Origin of the sequence: Microbacterium sp. UBA1612 (genome assembly GCF_002321605.1) — a bacterium.
Taxonomy (GTDB): Bacteria; Actinomycetota; Actinomycetes; order Actinomycetales; family Microbacteriaceae; genus Microbacterium; species Microbacterium luteum.
The window spans coordinates 44,857-58,511 of the sequence record NZ_DCMW01000025.1 but is presented as its reverse complement, the minus strand read 5'-3'; the positions used below and the strand labels follow the sequence as shown (position 1 = coordinate 58,511).

The window sequence follows — 13,655 nt, the reverse complement described above, 5'->3', positions numbered from 1 at the left end:
GAGAACCTGCGAGAGTGCGATGACCTACCCCCGATCCTCCTTCGGCCCGGCCGCCGACGTGCAGCCGAGCCCGCGTTTTTCCGACCTGGAACAGCAGACCCTCGCCTTCTGGGCCGAAGACGACACCTTCCGGGCCTCGATCGCACAGCGCGACGGTGCGCCGGAGTGGGTCTTCTACGACGGCCCGCCCTTCGCCAACGGACTGCCTCACTACGGTCACCTCCTCACCGGCTACGCCAAGGATCTCTTCCCGCGCTTCCAGACCATGCGCGGCAAGAAGGTCGACCGCGTCTTCGGATGGGACACCCACGGGCTGCCCGCGGAACTCGAGGCGATGAAGCAGCTCGGCATCACCGAGAAGAGCGAGATCGAGGCGATGGGCATCGCCACGTTCAACGAGAAGGCGCGCTCGTCGGTGCTGGCGTACACCCGTGAGTGGGAGGACTACGTCACGCGCCAAGCGCGCTGGGTCGACTTCGAGCGCGGCTACAAGACCCTCGACACCGGCTATATGGAATCGGTGCTCTGGGCCTTCAAGACCCTCCACGACCGCGGGATGGCCTACGAGGGGCACCGCGTGCTGCCGTACTGCTGGCGCGACGAGACGCCGCTGTCGGCGCACGAGCTGCGCATGGACGATGACGTGTACAAGATGCGGCAGGACCCGTCGGTGACCGTCACCTTCCCGCTCGTCGGGGCCAAGGCCGAGGCCCTGGGCCTGACCGGCGTGCGAGCCCTCGCCTGGACGACGACGCCGTGGACCCTCCCGACCAACTTCGCGCTCGCGGTCGGACCCGACATCAGGTACGCCGTGCTGCCGGCCGGTCCCGCCGGTGCCGCGGACGTGCACCGGGATGACGACCCGGTGGAGGCGACGGCGCACCGCTACCTGCTGGCCGAGGACCTGCTGGCGGGATACGCGAAGGACCTCGGCTACGCGTCACCCGAGGAGGCCCGCGAGGCGGTGACGGAGACCTTCCTCGGGGCCGACCTGGCCGACGTCTCCTACGATCGCCTCTTCGACTACTACGCCGACACCGACGCGTGGGGCACGCGCGATGCCTGGCGCATCCTCGTCGACGACTACGTCTCGACCGGCGACGGCACGGGGATCGTCCATCAGGCGCCCGCGTACGGCGAGGACGATCAGCGTGTGACCGCGGCCGCCGGGATCCCCCTCGTCATGAGCCTCGACGACGGTGGGCGATTCCTGCCGCAGGTCTCCGACGTTGCGGGCGAGTTGTGGATGGACGCCAACCGGCCACTCATCCGTCTGCTGCGACAGGCCGGCCGCATCCTTCGGGAGGCGAGCTACGAGCATTCGTATCCGCACTGCTGGCGCTGTCGGAATCCGCTGATCTACAAGGCGGTCTCCAGCTGGTTCGTGCGCGTGACCGACATCAAGGACCGTCTCCTGGCCGGCAACGAGCAGATCGCGTGGGTGCCCGAGAACGTGCAGCACGGGCAGTTCGGCAAGTGGCTCGACGGAGCACGCGACTGGTCGATCAGCCGGAACCGCTACTGGGGGACGCCGATCCCGGTCTGGCGGAGCGACGACCCCGAGCACCCGCGCGTGGACGTGTACGGCTCACTCGCGGAGCTCGAGCGGGACTTCGGCGGGCTCCCGTGCAACGAGTCGGGCGAGGTCGACCTGCACCGGCCGTACATCGACGAGCTCACCCGCCCGAACCCCGACGATCCCACGGGCCGCTCGACGATGCGGCGCATCGAGGACGTGCTCGACGTCTGGTTCGACAGCGGCTCGATGCCGTATGCGCAGGTGCACTATCCGTTCGAGAACCAGGCCTGGTTCGACGAGCACTCGCCCGCCGACTTCATCGTCGAGTACATCGGGCAGACGCGCGGCTGGTTCTATGTCATGCACGTGCTCTCGACCGCCCTCTTCGACCGCCCTGCCTTCACCGGAGTCTCCTGTCACGGCATCGTGCTGGGCAGCGACGGGCAGAAGATGTCGAAGTCGCTGCGGAACTACCCCGATGTGAGCGAGGTCTTCGACCGCGACGGTTCGGACGCCATGCGCTGGTTCCTGATGTCGAGTCCGGTGCTGCGCGGCGGGAACCTGGTCGTGACCGAGGAGGGCATCCGTGCGGGGGTCAGGGAGTTCCTCCTGCCGCTGTGGAACTCCTGGTACTTCTTCGCCACCTACGCCAACGCGAGCGGGGTGCGCGGATACGAGGCGACGTGGCGCACCGACAGCACCGATGTGCTCGACCGATACATCCTGGCGCTCACCGGCGACCTGGTGCGCGGCGTCGCCGACGATCTCGAGGGACTGGACTCCACGACGGCCGCCGCGCGCCTGCGTGACTTCGCCGAAGTGCTGACCAACTGGTACATCCGCCGCTCGAGGGACCGGTTCTGGGTGGGCGTGACCGACGATCCCGCCAGCAGAGACGCCTTCGACACGCTGTACACGGTGCTCGAGACCCTCGCGCGGGTTGCGGCGCCCCTGCTGCCGCTGGTGTCGGAGCACGTCTGGAAGGGCGTGACCGGCGGACGCAGCGTGCATCTGCAGGATTGGCCGGATGCCTCGGCCTTCGCCCCGGCGTCCGACATCCGCTCGGCGATGGATGCCGTGCGCGAGGTCTCGAGCGCGGCGAACGCCCTGCGAAAGCGCGAGGGGCTTCGCGTGCGGCTGCCGCTCGCGGCGCTGACGGTCGTCGTGCGAGACGCCGCCGCGCTGGTGCCGTTCGAGGCGATTCTGCGCGAGGAGCTGAACGTCAAGGCCGTCGAACTGATCGAGCTCGACGAGGCCGTCGCCGAGCGGTACGGCATCAGCCGCCGGCTGAGCGTGAACGCCCGAGCCGCCGGCCCGCGACTGGGCAGACGCGTTCAACACGTGATCGCCGGCGCCAGAGCCGGCGTCTGGGAGGAGATCGACGGCGCGGTGGTCGTGGACGGCATCGCGCTCGAAAGCGGCGAGTACGACCTCACGCTGGAGGCGGGAGGCGTCGCCGAGGGCGTGGCCATCTCGCTGCTTGCCGACGGCGGCTTCGTCCTGCTGGACACCGTCACGACCCCCGAGCTGGAGGCGGAGGGACTGGCCCGCGACATGATCAGGGCGGTTCAGGAGACCCGCAAGGCGGCAGGATTCGAGGTGAGCGACCGCATCCGCCTGGAGCTGCTGTTCGCCGACGCGGGCGATCTGGCCAAGGTGGAGTCGGCGTTCGAGATCGCGGACGTCGCCGGCGAGACGCTCGCCCGTGAGCACGTCCTCGGGGACAGCGCGACCGGATCGTCGATGGAGTTCGAGACCACCGTGACTGCGGGCACCTACGCGAACGCCGGCGTCGTCACGGTCCGCGTTTCCCGGATGGAGGCGATTCGATGACCGATCGCGAGAGAGCCGACGCCGTCTACGCGGCGCTTCTCGACCGCGCCGGTGAGCGATGGGTGCAGCCGCGGATCGAGCGCACTCAGCGGGTGCTCGACCTGCTCGACAATCCGCAGCGCACCTATCGCGTGGTGCACATCACGGGCACGAACGGAAAGACCTCGACAGCCCGCATGATCGAGGCGCTCGTGCGTGCGCACGGGCTTCGCACCGGCCTGTTCACGAGTCCCCACCTCGACCGCTTCACCGAGCGCATCCTGGTCGACGGTGAGCCGATAGACGACGCGGCCGTCGCCGACGCCTGGGACGAGATCGATCCCTTCGTGGGGATGATCGATGCCGAACTCGTCGCCGAGGGGGAGGACCCGCTGACGTTCTTCGAGCTCCTGACGGTGCTCGCGTTCGTCGCGTTCGCCGATGCCCCCGTCGACGTGGCGGTCGTCGAAGTCGGCATGGGGGGTTCGTGGGACTCCACGAACACCGCCGATGGCGATGTGGCGGTGCTCACACCGGTGGGCATGGACCACGCCGACCGCCTCGGCGAGACCCCGGCCGAGATCGCGACCGTGAAGGCCGGGATCGTGAAGGACGGCGCGCTGGTGGTCTCGGCACGGCAGGACACCGAGGTGGAGGCGGTCATCCGCGCCACGGCCACCGCGCGCGGTGCCAGGGTCGCGTTCGAGGGTCGTGAGTTCGCCCTGACCGAGGCTCGGCTCGCCGTCGGTGGCCAGCAGCTGACCGTGCAGGGACTCGCGGGGCGCTACGAAGGGGCCTACCTGCCGGTGTACGGGTCGCATCAGGGGCGAAACGCCGCTCTGGCGATCGCCGCCGTCGAGATGCTTCTCGGTGCCGGCGGACGCGCGATCGCGGAGGACGTGCTCGCCGAGGCGCTGACCGTCGTCACCTCTCCGGGCCGGCTGCAGCTGCTCGGCACCGCGCCGACCGTGCTCGTCGACGCGGCCCACAACCCTCACGGCGCCGCAGCGCTGGCCACTGCGCTGCGGGAGTCCTTCGCGTTCGAGGAGTGGGGCGTGGTGCTCGGCGTGCTCGCCGACAAGGATGCCGCCGGCATCGTCGCGGCCCTCGCACCGATCGCCACGCGCGTCTTCGTCACCGCACCCGCCTCGGACCGCGCCGGTGACCCAGACGCCCTGGCCGATCTCGCGGAGGCCGCGGGGTTGGACGTCACCGTGCACGGTGATCTTCCGACCGCCGCCGACGAAGCCCGGGCCTGGGCGGTCGAGTCCGCTCAGCGTGCGGTGGTCATCGCGGGCTCGGTGGTGCTCGCGGGCGAAGCGATCGCGGTATCGGTCGCCGAGGGATGGAAGCGCGGTGGCGCCGATGCGTGAGCCCCGAGTGAGGCGTTCGAGAGGAGCGGCCGAGTCGCTCGGCGCGGTGGTGCTCGGATTCGAATCGATCATCGTCTTCCTCGGTGGACTGGTCGTGTTCGGACTGCGCGCCTTCCCGGGGTCGATCCCGCCGTGGTGGGGGATCGTCGGCGGCACGGTCGTCGCACTGGCGATGGTCGTCACCGCTGGTCTGCTGCGGTACCGTGCCGGGATCGTGCTGGGGTGGGCCCTCCAGGTCGTCGTCGTCCTCGGCGGATTCCTCGTTCCCGCGCTGGTGCTGGTCGGTCTCATTTTCGGAGCGATGTGGGCGTATGCGACCATCAAGGGGGCGGCGCTGGACCGCCGGAACGCCTCGCGTGCCGCAGACGCGGAACCCACGAACGGAGACTGAATGGCCACCGAAGAAACCCTCGTCCTCGTCAAGCCCGACGGCGTCGCCCGCGGTCTCACCGGCGTGATCCTCGCCCGGATCGAAGCGAAGGGTTACGCGCTGGTCGACCTGCGCCTGGTCGAGCCCGAGCGCGAGCGTCTCGAGCGCCATTACGCCGAGCATGAGGGCAAGCCCTTCTACGAGCCGCTGCTCGAGTTCATGATGTCGGGCCCCTCCGTGGCCATCCGGGTCGCCGGCAACCGGGTCATCGAAGGCTTCCGCTCGCTCGCGGGAACAACCGACCCGACCACGGCTGCACCCGGCACGATCCGCGGCGACCTCGGCCGCGACTGGGGCCTGAAGGTGCAGCAGAACCTCGTGCACGGGTCTGACAGCCCCGAGTCGGCGGCCCGAGAACTCGCCATCTGGTTCTGACCCTCTCCTCAGCCCGACGAAGGCGCCGCATCCCCCTGGGGATCGGCGCCTTCGCGCTGCAGCTCAGCCGAAGATCGTCTGGAAGATGTTCGGAAGGGCGTTCAGCTGCACCTGAGCCAGCAGCACGACGACCGCATAGCTGAGGATCGCCATCAGCGGCACCCAGGCCATGAGGCCTGCGGCGGCCTTGCGCACGCGCGCAGGAACCGGCACCACGCCTGACCGCAGCAGGTGGATCGTCACCGCGTAGAAGGACGGGATCGTCACCGCCCAGGTCACCATGCACCACGGGCACAGCGTGCCGAGGTCGAAGATGCTCTGCGCGATCAGCCAGACGACGAACCCGAACGCGAACGCCATGCCCGCCCAGAAGCACCACCAGAACCAACGCGCGAAGCGTGCTCCGGCGAGGATCGCCGCGCCGACGACGATCGGTGCGACCCACCCGGTGAGGCCGAGGATCGGGTTGGAGAAGCCGAAGACGCTGCCCTGCCAGGAGTCGAGATTCGCGCTGCACTGCACCAGCACGCTGAAGTCGCACGACGCCGACGCGCTCGGGTCCGCCAGTCGCTCGATCTTCTCGACCGTGAGGCTGAAGGCGGCGAACCACCCGATCACCCCCGCGATGATCAGCCAGATCGCCAGGCCGGTCGGGCGGGTGTGCGACGAGGGCGAAGCCATACGGCGACCCTCTCATCGTCCGCTATGGGTCTGCTGTGGACCGACTGCGGCCGCGGTCGCGCATTATCGGAGCGAAAGTGCGATAATGAACGGCGATGCACGGCGGCCGCGCCGCCACGGGCATCGACAGAAGACTTCGGGCGATGAACGCCCTATCGTCGTCGCGGAACCCGCTGGACCGGGCGCGACGACACACCGAGTGAGTTCGCGGGGACGCCCCTTCCCAGGGATGGGCGCCACGCACGAGATTTCGACGGGTGACGCGCGGTGTCACCCGCGGGGAGTACGCCAGAGATGGCCGATGGAAATGATGCACACGTCCCAGCAGACTCCGAACCGGACGCCCCGGTGGAGACGAACGTAGAGGCGGAACAGTCGCCCGAGGTTGGGACGCAGGAACTCTCGGCACCCGCAGGGGCCGCCGAGGTCACGGTGCCCACCCAGGAGGAAGCGTCCTCCGAGCCGGCGCCGTCCCCTGAGCCCGAGTCCTCGGCCGAGCCCGAGGTTCCTCCGGCTCCGCCCGAAGAACCTTCCGAACCGGAGAGACTGACCGCTGTCAGTCTCGGTCTCCTGCCGGAGCAGTTCGTCTCCGCGGTGTCGACGCAGCTGCACTTCTACGCTCCCGAGATCGCGGTGCTGCCGGCGCGGCCCGATGACGACGTCGAGAGCGACCGGGAGCAGCAGTCTGGGGGCAGCTCTCGCCGCCGCGGTCGACGTCGCGGAGGCGGCGGCCAGAACGACAAGAGCGACGGCGACGACGAATCGCCCCGGTCCTCCGGCCGCAAGCGGGCCGTCGAGGTCGTGACCGAGCCGCAGCGGATCAAGGGATCCACGCGCCTCGAGGCGAAGAAGCAGCGCCGCCGTGACGGGCGCGAGGCCGGTCGCCGTCGTGCCGTGGTGACCGAGGCCGAATTCCTCGCGCGCCGTGAGGCGGTCGACCGGGTCATGGTGGTGCGATCGAAGAACGGCCGGATCCAGATCGCGGTGCTGGAGGACGACGTCCTCGTCGAGCACTATGTGGCCCGCAATCAGGACTCGTCTCTCATCGGGAACGTCTATCTCGGTCGCGTGCAGAACGTGCTTCCCAGCATGGAGGCCGCGTTCGTCGACATCGGCCGGGGACGAAACGCCGTGCTCTATTCCGGTGAAGTGGACTGGGACGCCGTCGAGACCGGCAATCAGCCGCGACGGATCGAGCTCGCGCTGAAATCGGGCGACAAGGTGCTCGTGCAGGTGACGAAGGACCCGGTCGGACACAAGGGTGCGCGACTGACGAGCCAGATCTCGCTCCCTGGGCGCTATCTCGTGTACGTGCCCGGCGGCGCCATGAACGGCATCTCGCGCAAGCTCCCTGACACCGAACGGGCGCGTCTGAAGAAGATCCTCAAAGAGGTGCTGCCCGAGTCCTCCGGCGTCATCGTGCGTACCGCCGCCGAGGGCGCGACGGAGGAGCAGCTGACACGTGACGTCAACCGGCTCACGACGCAGTGGGAGCACATCGGCCGCCAGGTCGAATCCCAGCAGGCCCCGGCGCTGCTGCACTCGGAGCCCGATCTGCTGGTCAAGATCGTGCGCGACGTCTTCAACGAGGACTTCTCGAAGATGCTCATCCAGGGTGAGGATGCGCACCAGACCATCACCGCGTATCTCGAAGGGGTCGCTCCCGACCTCCTCGATCGCGTCGAGTCTTACGAGGAGGACCGAGACCCGTTCGACCGCTTCCGCATCACCGAGCAGATCGAGAAGGCGCTGGACCGCAAGGTGTGGCTGCCCTCGGGCGGATCGCTCGTCATCGACCGCACTGAGGCGATGACCGTCGTCGACGTCAACACCGGCAAGTTCGTCGGCTCCGGCGGCAACCTCGAAGAGACGGTCACGAAGAACAACCTCGAGGCGGCCGAGGAGATCGTGCGGCAGCTGCGGCTGCGCGACATCGGCGGAATCATCGTGGTCGACTTCATCGACATGGTGCTCGAATCCAACCGCGATCTCGTGCTGCGGCGTCTGGTCGAGTGCCTCAGTCGCGACCGGACCAAGCACCAGGTGGCCGAAGTCACGTCGCTCGGACTCGTGCAGATGACGCGCAAGAAGCTGGGTCTCGGGCTGCTCGAGACCTTCAGCGAGGCGTGCGAGGTGTGCGCCGGCCGCGGCGTGATCGTCCATCACGACCCGGTGGTCAAGCATCGGTCATCGGGGTCGTCCTCGAGCGGCCGTCGACAGCGCCAGAACGGCAACGGCGGTCCCTCGCAGGGCAACGGCAACGGATCGTCGTCGTCCCAGGGCGGCGGCACGCATACGATCACCGAGGGCGTGAAGTCGGCGCTGGCGCAGATCGCGGCCTCGACGATCCACCCGTCGCAGGGGGAGGACGCCCCCGCCGCCGGTGGACAGGTGGATGTCGTGCTGCCCGAGCCCAAGGACGGCCAGCCTGCCCCGAAGGACGGATCCCGGGCCGAGCACGCGGATCGGGGCAAGAAGCCCCGCCGCAAGAAGCCCGAGTCATCGAAGGGTCCCCGCACCGAGACGGACGTCCTCCTGGACTCCGTTCTGGATGCGCTCCCCGAGCCGAAGGCCCCCGGTCAGGGACGCGGTCGGCGCCGGGTGACCACCGCCGCCTTGACGGGTACGCCGGTGAGCACCGTCACGCCGGCCCCGCCGAGCGAAGACTGACGTCGCGGAGGTCGCGCGTCACCGCCCGCGGCGCTCGCGAGCGGTGACGCGCAGTCCGGAGGCGATGAGGCGCCGGACCAGTTCGTGGCCTCCGACGGCGTGAGCGCCCGCAGCCACGAGACGGTCGTAGGCGTCGTCGGGAACGTCGTAGTGATCGCGATCGAAACCGCGCCGGGGGATGCTGTTCGCCGCTGCGAAGCGGTGCAGTTCGTCGAGGCTCGCATCGCTGATCAGGTGCGACCACAAGCGTCCGTGCGCGGGCCAGCGAGGTGGATCGATCAGGATCGCCATCCCGCGATCCTACGGCGCGGACTCCGGCGGCGTCGCTTTGCGCGGGGCTGCGGCATCCGGTAAAGTATTCCTTTGGTGCGTAGCGTGCCGCATACTCATGGCGACACGCCGAGAGCATGGCTTCCGCACCGTTACCCGTCTTTCAAGACAACCGGAGCCGTGCGCTCCCCAAGACGAAACAAGGTGTGAAGTGGTTTACGCAGTTGTGCGCGCCGGTGGCCGGCAGGAGAAGGTCGAGGTCGGCTCGATCGTCGTTCTCGATCGTCTGGCCGCTCAGATCGGTGACAAGGTGCAGCTTCCGGCCGTCCTGCTCGTCGACGGCGACGCCGTCACGACCGACGCCGACAAGCTGGCGAAGGTCTCGGTGACCGCCGAGGTCCTCGGTGAGGAGCGCGGCCCCAAGATCGTGATCCAGAAGTTCAAGAACAAGACCGGCTACAAGAAGCGCCAGGGGCACCGCCAGGACCTCACGCGCGTCAAGGTCACCGGCATCAAGTAACTCCAGGAAGAAGCTGAGATGGCACACAAGAAGGGCGCAAGCTCCACTCGCAACGGTCGTGACTCCAACGCGCAGCGCCTCGGCGTGAAGCGCTTCGGCGGTCAGGTCGTCGGCGCGGGCGAGATCATCGTCCGTCAACGCGGAACCCACTTCCACCCGGGCGCCAACGTCGGCCGGGGCGGCGACGACACGCTGTTCGCCCTCGCCGCCGGTGCGGTCGAGTTCGGCAGCAAGGGCGGTCGCAAGGTCGTCAACATCGTCGCAGCTGCGGAGTGATCCGGGGCTCACGAGAAGTCTTCGATGAGGGGCGGGCTTCGGCTCGCCCCTCATCTGTATCCACATCCTGAGGGGAATGACATGGTCACCTTCGTCGATCGGGTGACCCTTCACCTGCGCGCGGGCAAGGGCGGCAACGGCTGCGTGTCGGTGCGACGGGAGAAGTTCAAGCCCCTCGCCGGTCCCGACGGCGGCAACGGCGGACACGGCGGAGACATCGTGCTCGTCGCCGACCCGCAGGAGACGACGCTGCTGTCGTATCATCACTCTCCGCACCGCAGCGCCGACAACGGCGGGTTCGGCATGGGCGACAACCGGTCCGGCGCGGCGGGAGAGCACCTCGAGCTGTCTGTGCCGGTCGGGACCGTGGTGAAGGCGCCCGATGGTGAGACCCTCGTCGACCTCATCCACCCCGGGATGCGTTTCGTCGCCGCCCCGGGCGGCCTCGGAGGTCTCGGGAACGCCGCCCTGGCGTCACCGAAGCGTAAGGCGCCCGGCTTCGCGCTGCTGGGCACCTCGGGCTGGGAGGGCGATGTCGTCCTCGAGCTGAAGACCGTCGCCGATGTGGCGCTGGTCGGCTTCCCCTCGGCCGGCAAGTCGAGCCTGATCGCGGCGGTCTCGGCCGCGCGACCGAAGATCGCCGACTACCCCTTCACGACACTGCATCCGAACCTGGGCGTCGTCCAGGCCGGTGACACGCGCTACACCATCGCCGATGTCCCTGGACTCATCGAGGGTGCCAGCGAGGGCCGCGGGCTGGGCCTGGAGTTCCTCCGGCACGTCGAGCGGTGCACGGCACTGGTGCACGTGCTCGACTGCGCCACCCTCGACCCCGGCCGCGATCCGCTGAGCGATCTCGACGTCATTCTCGCGGAGCTCGCCGCTTACCCGGTCGCGGACGATCAGGTGCCGCTGCTCGAACGGCCACAGCTGGTCGCGCTCAACAAGCTCGATGTGCCCGAGGCCAAGGACCTCGCCGATCTCGTGCGCCCCGACCTCGAGGCTCGCGGCTTCCGCGTCTTCGACATCTCCACGGTCGCTCGCTCGGGGCTGCGTGAGCTCACGTTCGCTCTGGGGGAGATCATCGCCGGCCATCGGGCGACGCGAGCCGACGAGGGGCCGCAGGAGCGCGTGGTCATCCGCCCGCGCGGTTCCGAGAAGGAGTTCTCCATTCGGGTCGAGGGCGGCACCTACGGCAACCTCTACCGCATCGTCGGCGCAAAGCCGGAGCGGTGGGTGCAGCAGACCGACTTCCGCAACGATGAGGCCGTCGGCTTCCTGGCCGACCGCCTCGACAAGCTCGGTGTCGAAGACGAGCTGTTCCGCGCCGGTGCGACCCCGGGTGCGACCGTGGTGATCGGGGAGGGCGACGGCGTCGTCTTCGACTGGCAGCCGTCGCTGAGCTCGGCTGCCGAACTCATGACCGCTCCGCGGGGGACCGATCCCCGTATCGATCCGTCGAACCGCCGCACGACGTCGCAGCGGCGGGAGCAGTATCGCGAACGCATGGATGCCAAGGCCGAGGCGCGCGCCGATCTCGAGGCCGAGCGCCTCTCGTCGTCCGGGTGGAGCGAGGAGAGCGACGGGTGAGCGTCGTCGACCGCTCCGGTCTCGCCACCGTGCGCCGCGTGGTGGTCAAGGTGGGGTCCTCGTCGATCAGCGGTGCGAATCGCGGCAAGATCGCCCCGATCGTCGAAGCGCTCGCCCACGCCCATGCTCGCGGCGCCGAGGTCGTGCTGGTCTCGTCGGGAGCGATCGCCACCGGAATGCCGTACCTCACCCTCGACGAGCGTCCCACCGACCTCGCCACCCAGCAGGCGGCCGCGGCGGTCGGGCAGAACGTGCTGATCTACCGCTACCAGGATGCGCTGCGCCCCTTCGGTGTCGTCGCCGGGCAGGTGCTGCTGACGGCAGGCGACCTCGAGAACGCGACACCGCGATCGAATGCGCGCCGCGCGATGGAGCGGCTTCTGGGACTGCGCATCCTGCCGATCGTCAACGAGAACGACACCGTAGCGACCCACGAGATCCGCTTCGGCGACAACGACCGCCTGGCAGCGCTGGTCGCCCGCCTGATCGGTGCCGACGCGCTGGTTCTTCTCAGCGACATCGAATGCCTCTACACGCGCCCGCCGGGCGAGCCGGGTGCTCGCCCGATCGATCGTGTGGCCTGGGGCGACGATCTCGACGACTACGAGTTCGGCGCAACGGTCGTCAACAGCCTCGGAACCGGCGGTGCCGCGACGAAGGCTTCGGCCGCGAAGCTTGCTTCGGCAGCGGGCATCGGCGTGCTCGTGACGAGCGCGGACCTCGTGGCCGAGGCGCTCGAGGGGCGTCACGTCGGCACGTGGTTCGAGCCGGATCCGGCACCGGATGCGGCGCCCGCCACGGGGCCCGTGCGGGCGGCCGGGAATCAGTAGGCTGGAACGATGACCACGGTGACGGAGGCTTCGGCACGCGAGCGGATGCAGCGGGCGAAGGATGCCAGCCGAGCCGTCGCGCTCCTGGACGACGATGCGAAGTCGCACGCGCTGCGGACCATCGCCGACGCGATCGAGGCGGCCTCGGCCGAGATCGTCGCCGCGAACACCGAGGATCTCGCACGCGGTGCGGCGAGCGGGCTCGCCGATGGCCTGCGAGACCGCCTGCGCCTGGACGCCCCGCGCGTCGCCGCTCTCGCCGCCGCCGTGCGGGAGATCGCCGACCTTCCCGACCCCGTCGGACGTGTCCTCGACGAGCGCATCATCGGCGGCGGCATCCGGCTGACGAAGGTCGCCGTGCCCTTCGGCGTCGTCGGCGCGATCTACGAGGCCCGGCCGAACGTGACCGTCGACATCGCGGCCCTCGCCCTGCGGTCGGGGAACGCGGTCGTCCTGCGCGGCGGCAGCGCGGCCGAGAACACGAACAGGGCCCTCGTGTCAGCCATGCGGCATGCCCTCGCATCTGCAGGCATCGACTCCGAAGCGGTGCAGACGATCGATGGGTTCGGACGCGACGGCGCACGCGAGCTGATGACCGCGCGAGGGCTGGTCGACATCCTCGTTCCGCGGGGAAGCGCGCAGCTCATCGAAACGGTCGTGACGGAATCGACCGTGCCCGTCATCGAGACCGGCGCGGGGGTCGTGCACATCTTCGTCGACGCCACCGCGCGCGCGGACTGGACGCGGGAGATCATCGTCAATGCGAAGGCGCAGCGACCCAGCGTCTGCAACGCCGTCGAAACGGTCCTCGTGCACCGCGATGCTCTCGGACTCGTCCCCGACCTGCTGGACGCGCTCGAGGGGGCGGGGGTGACCGTGCATGGAGACGAGACGATCTCAGGACTCTCGCCTCGCGTCGTGGCGGCCACCGATGACGACTGGTCCACGGAGTACTTGAGTCTGGATCTGGCCATGCGCGTCGTCGACGGGATCGACGAGGCGCTGACGCACATCCGAACCTACTCGACGCACCACACCGAGGCGATCATCACCGATGACCCGGCAGCGGCCGAGCGCTTCCTCGCCGAGGTCGACTCCGCGGCGGTGATGCTCAATGCGTCGACACGCTTCACGGACGGCGGAGAGTACGGCTTCGGGGCAGAAGTCGGCATCTCCACGCAGAAGCTGCACGCCCGAGGGCCGATGGGCCTGACCGAACTCACGAGCGTGAAGTGGATCGGGCGGGGCGAAGGCCACGTCCGAGCCTGATCCCAAATAGACTGGTCGGCGTCCGGACATCCCGGGCCCA

General features: G+C 69.1%; 12 protein-coding genes. 10 read left to right on the top strand and 2 right to left on the bottom strand.

What is annotated here, in order from left to right; translation table 11 throughout:
* Nucleotides 1-19 precede the first annotated feature (19 nt).
* From ileS to ndk, 4 genes are read left to right on the top strand one after another with little or no spacing between them, the layout of a single operon-like run.
* A complete protein-coding gene (ileS, locus tag B3S45_RS11175; RefSeq protein WP_286720661.1) occupies nt 20-3,352 on the top strand; it encodes an isoleucine--tRNA ligase in 3,333 nt (1,110 codons plus the stop codon).
* Entirely contained in the window at nt 3,349-4,704 is a 1,356-nt protein-coding gene (locus tag B3S45_RS11170) for a bifunctional folylpolyglutamate synthase/dihydrofolate synthase (RefSeq protein WP_286720659.1), read from the top strand. Before ileS ends, B3S45_RS11170 begins: the two co-directional genes overlap by 4 nt.
* Nucleotides 4,697-5,095, top strand: coding sequence for a DUF4233 domain-containing protein (locus tag B3S45_RS11165; RefSeq protein ID WP_286720657.1), 399 nt, complete (start codon nt 4,697-4,699; stop codon nt 5,093-5,095). Before B3S45_RS11170 ends, B3S45_RS11165 begins: the two co-directional genes overlap by 8 nt.
* Nucleotides 5,096-5,509: a nucleoside-diphosphate kinase gene (gene ndk / locus B3S45_RS11160; RefSeq protein WP_071043319.1), complete on the top strand. Its 414-nt coding sequence runs from the start codon at nt 5,096-5,098 to the stop codon at nt 5,507-5,509.
* Between the two features lie 63 nt (nt 5,510-5,572).
* Here ndk and B3S45_RS11155 read toward each other — a convergent pair whose 3' ends face one another.
* On the bottom strand, nt 5,573-6,190 hold the full coding sequence (locus B3S45_RS11155) for a vitamin K epoxide reductase family protein (protein WP_286720654.1): 618 nt from the start codon (nt 6,188-6,190) through the stop codon (nt 5,573-5,575).
* Between the two features lie 294 nt (nt 6,191-6,484).
* Here B3S45_RS11155 and B3S45_RS11150 point away from each other — a divergent pair, with 294 nt between their 5' ends.
* On the top strand, nt 6,485-8,860 hold the full coding sequence (locus tag B3S45_RS11150; RefSeq protein WP_286720652.1) for an Rne/Rng family ribonuclease: 2,376 nt from the start codon (nt 6,485-6,487) through the stop codon (nt 8,858-8,860).
* A gap of 18 nt (nt 8,861-8,878) precedes the next feature.
* Here B3S45_RS11150 and B3S45_RS11145 read toward each other — a convergent pair whose 3' ends face one another.
* Nucleotides 8,879-9,151 carry a DUF4031 domain-containing protein gene (locus tag B3S45_RS11145; RefSeq protein WP_286720650.1) on the bottom strand — a complete coding sequence of 91 codons (273 nt, stop codon included), beginning with the start codon at nt 9,149-9,151 and terminating at the stop codon, nt 8,879-8,881.
* A 190-nt stretch (nt 9,152-9,341) separates the two neighbouring features.
* Between B3S45_RS11145 and rplU the strand changes: the two genes are divergently transcribed.
* The 5 genes from rplU (at nt 9,342) to B3S45_RS11120 (ending at nt 13,615) form a co-directional block, all read left to right on the top strand.
* A complete protein-coding gene (gene rplU / locus B3S45_RS11140; RefSeq protein ID WP_071043323.1) occupies nt 9,342-9,650 on the top strand; it encodes a 50S ribosomal protein L21 in 309 nt (102 codons plus the stop codon).
* An 18-nt stretch (nt 9,651-9,668) separates the two neighbouring features.
* Nucleotides 9,669-9,926, top strand: a complete 258-nt coding sequence (rpmA, locus tag B3S45_RS11135) for a 50S ribosomal protein L27 (protein ID WP_286720648.1) — start codon at nt 9,669-9,671, stop codon at nt 9,924-9,926.
* 81 nt (nt 9,927-10,007) lie between these two features.
* The gene (gene obgE, locus B3S45_RS11130; RefSeq protein WP_071043325.1) at nt 10,008-11,516 is read left to right on the top strand and encodes a GTPase ObgE; all 1,509 of its coding nucleotides are present in this window, start codon (nt 10,008-10,010) and stop codon (nt 11,514-11,516) included.
* The gene (proB, locus tag B3S45_RS11125) at nt 11,513-12,346 is read left to right on the top strand and encodes a glutamate 5-kinase (RefSeq protein WP_071043326.1); all 834 of its coding nucleotides are present in this window, start codon (nt 11,513-11,515) and stop codon (nt 12,344-12,346) included. Before obgE ends, proB begins: the two co-directional genes overlap by 4 nt.
* A 9-nt stretch (nt 12,347-12,355) precedes the next feature.
* Complete coding sequence (locus B3S45_RS11120) at nt 12,356-13,615, top strand: glutamate-5-semialdehyde dehydrogenase (protein ID WP_286720645.1); 1,260 nt, start codon at nt 12,356-12,358, stop codon at nt 13,613-13,615.
* Nucleotides 13,616-13,655: the final 40 nt, after the last annotated feature.

Bases quoted from the DNA above. Each gene is read 5' to 3' on its own strand.
- ndk (WP_071043319.1), top strand. From the start codon at position 5,096: ATGGCCACCGAAGAAACCCTCGTCCTCGTCAAGCCCGACGGCGTCGCC.
- rpmA (WP_286720648.1), top strand. From the start codon at position 9,669: ATGGCACACAAGAAGGGCGCAAGCTCCACTCGCAACGGTCGTGACTCC.
- B3S45_RS11150 (WP_286720652.1), top strand. From the start codon at position 6,485: ATGGCCGATGGAAATGATGCACACGTCCCAGCAGACTCCGAACCGGAC.
- obgE (WP_071043325.1), top strand. From the start codon at position 10,008: ATGGTCACCTTCGTCGATCGGGTGACCCTTCACCTGCGCGCGGGCAAG.
- B3S45_RS11170 (WP_286720659.1), top strand. From the start codon at position 3,349: ATGACCGATCGCGAGAGAGCCGACGCCGTCTACGCGGCGCTTCTCGAC.
- B3S45_RS11120 (WP_286720645.1), top strand. From the start codon at position 12,356: ATGACCACGGTGACGGAGGCTTCGGCACGCGAGCGGATGCAGCGGGCG.
- ileS (WP_286720661.1), top strand. From the start codon at position 20: ATGACCTACCCCCGATCCTCCTTCGGCCCGGCCGCCGACGTGCAGCCG.
- B3S45_RS11145 (WP_286720650.1), bottom strand. From the start codon at position 9,151: ATGGCGATCCTGATCGATCCACCTCGCTGGCCCGCGCACGGACGCTTG.
- B3S45_RS11165 (WP_286720657.1), top strand. From the start codon at position 4,697: ATGCGTGAGCCCCGAGTGAGGCGTTCGAGAGGAGCGGCCGAGTCGCTC.
- B3S45_RS11155 (WP_286720654.1), bottom strand. From the start codon at position 6,190: ATGGCTTCGCCCTCGTCGCACACCCGCCCGACCGGCCTGGCGATCTGG.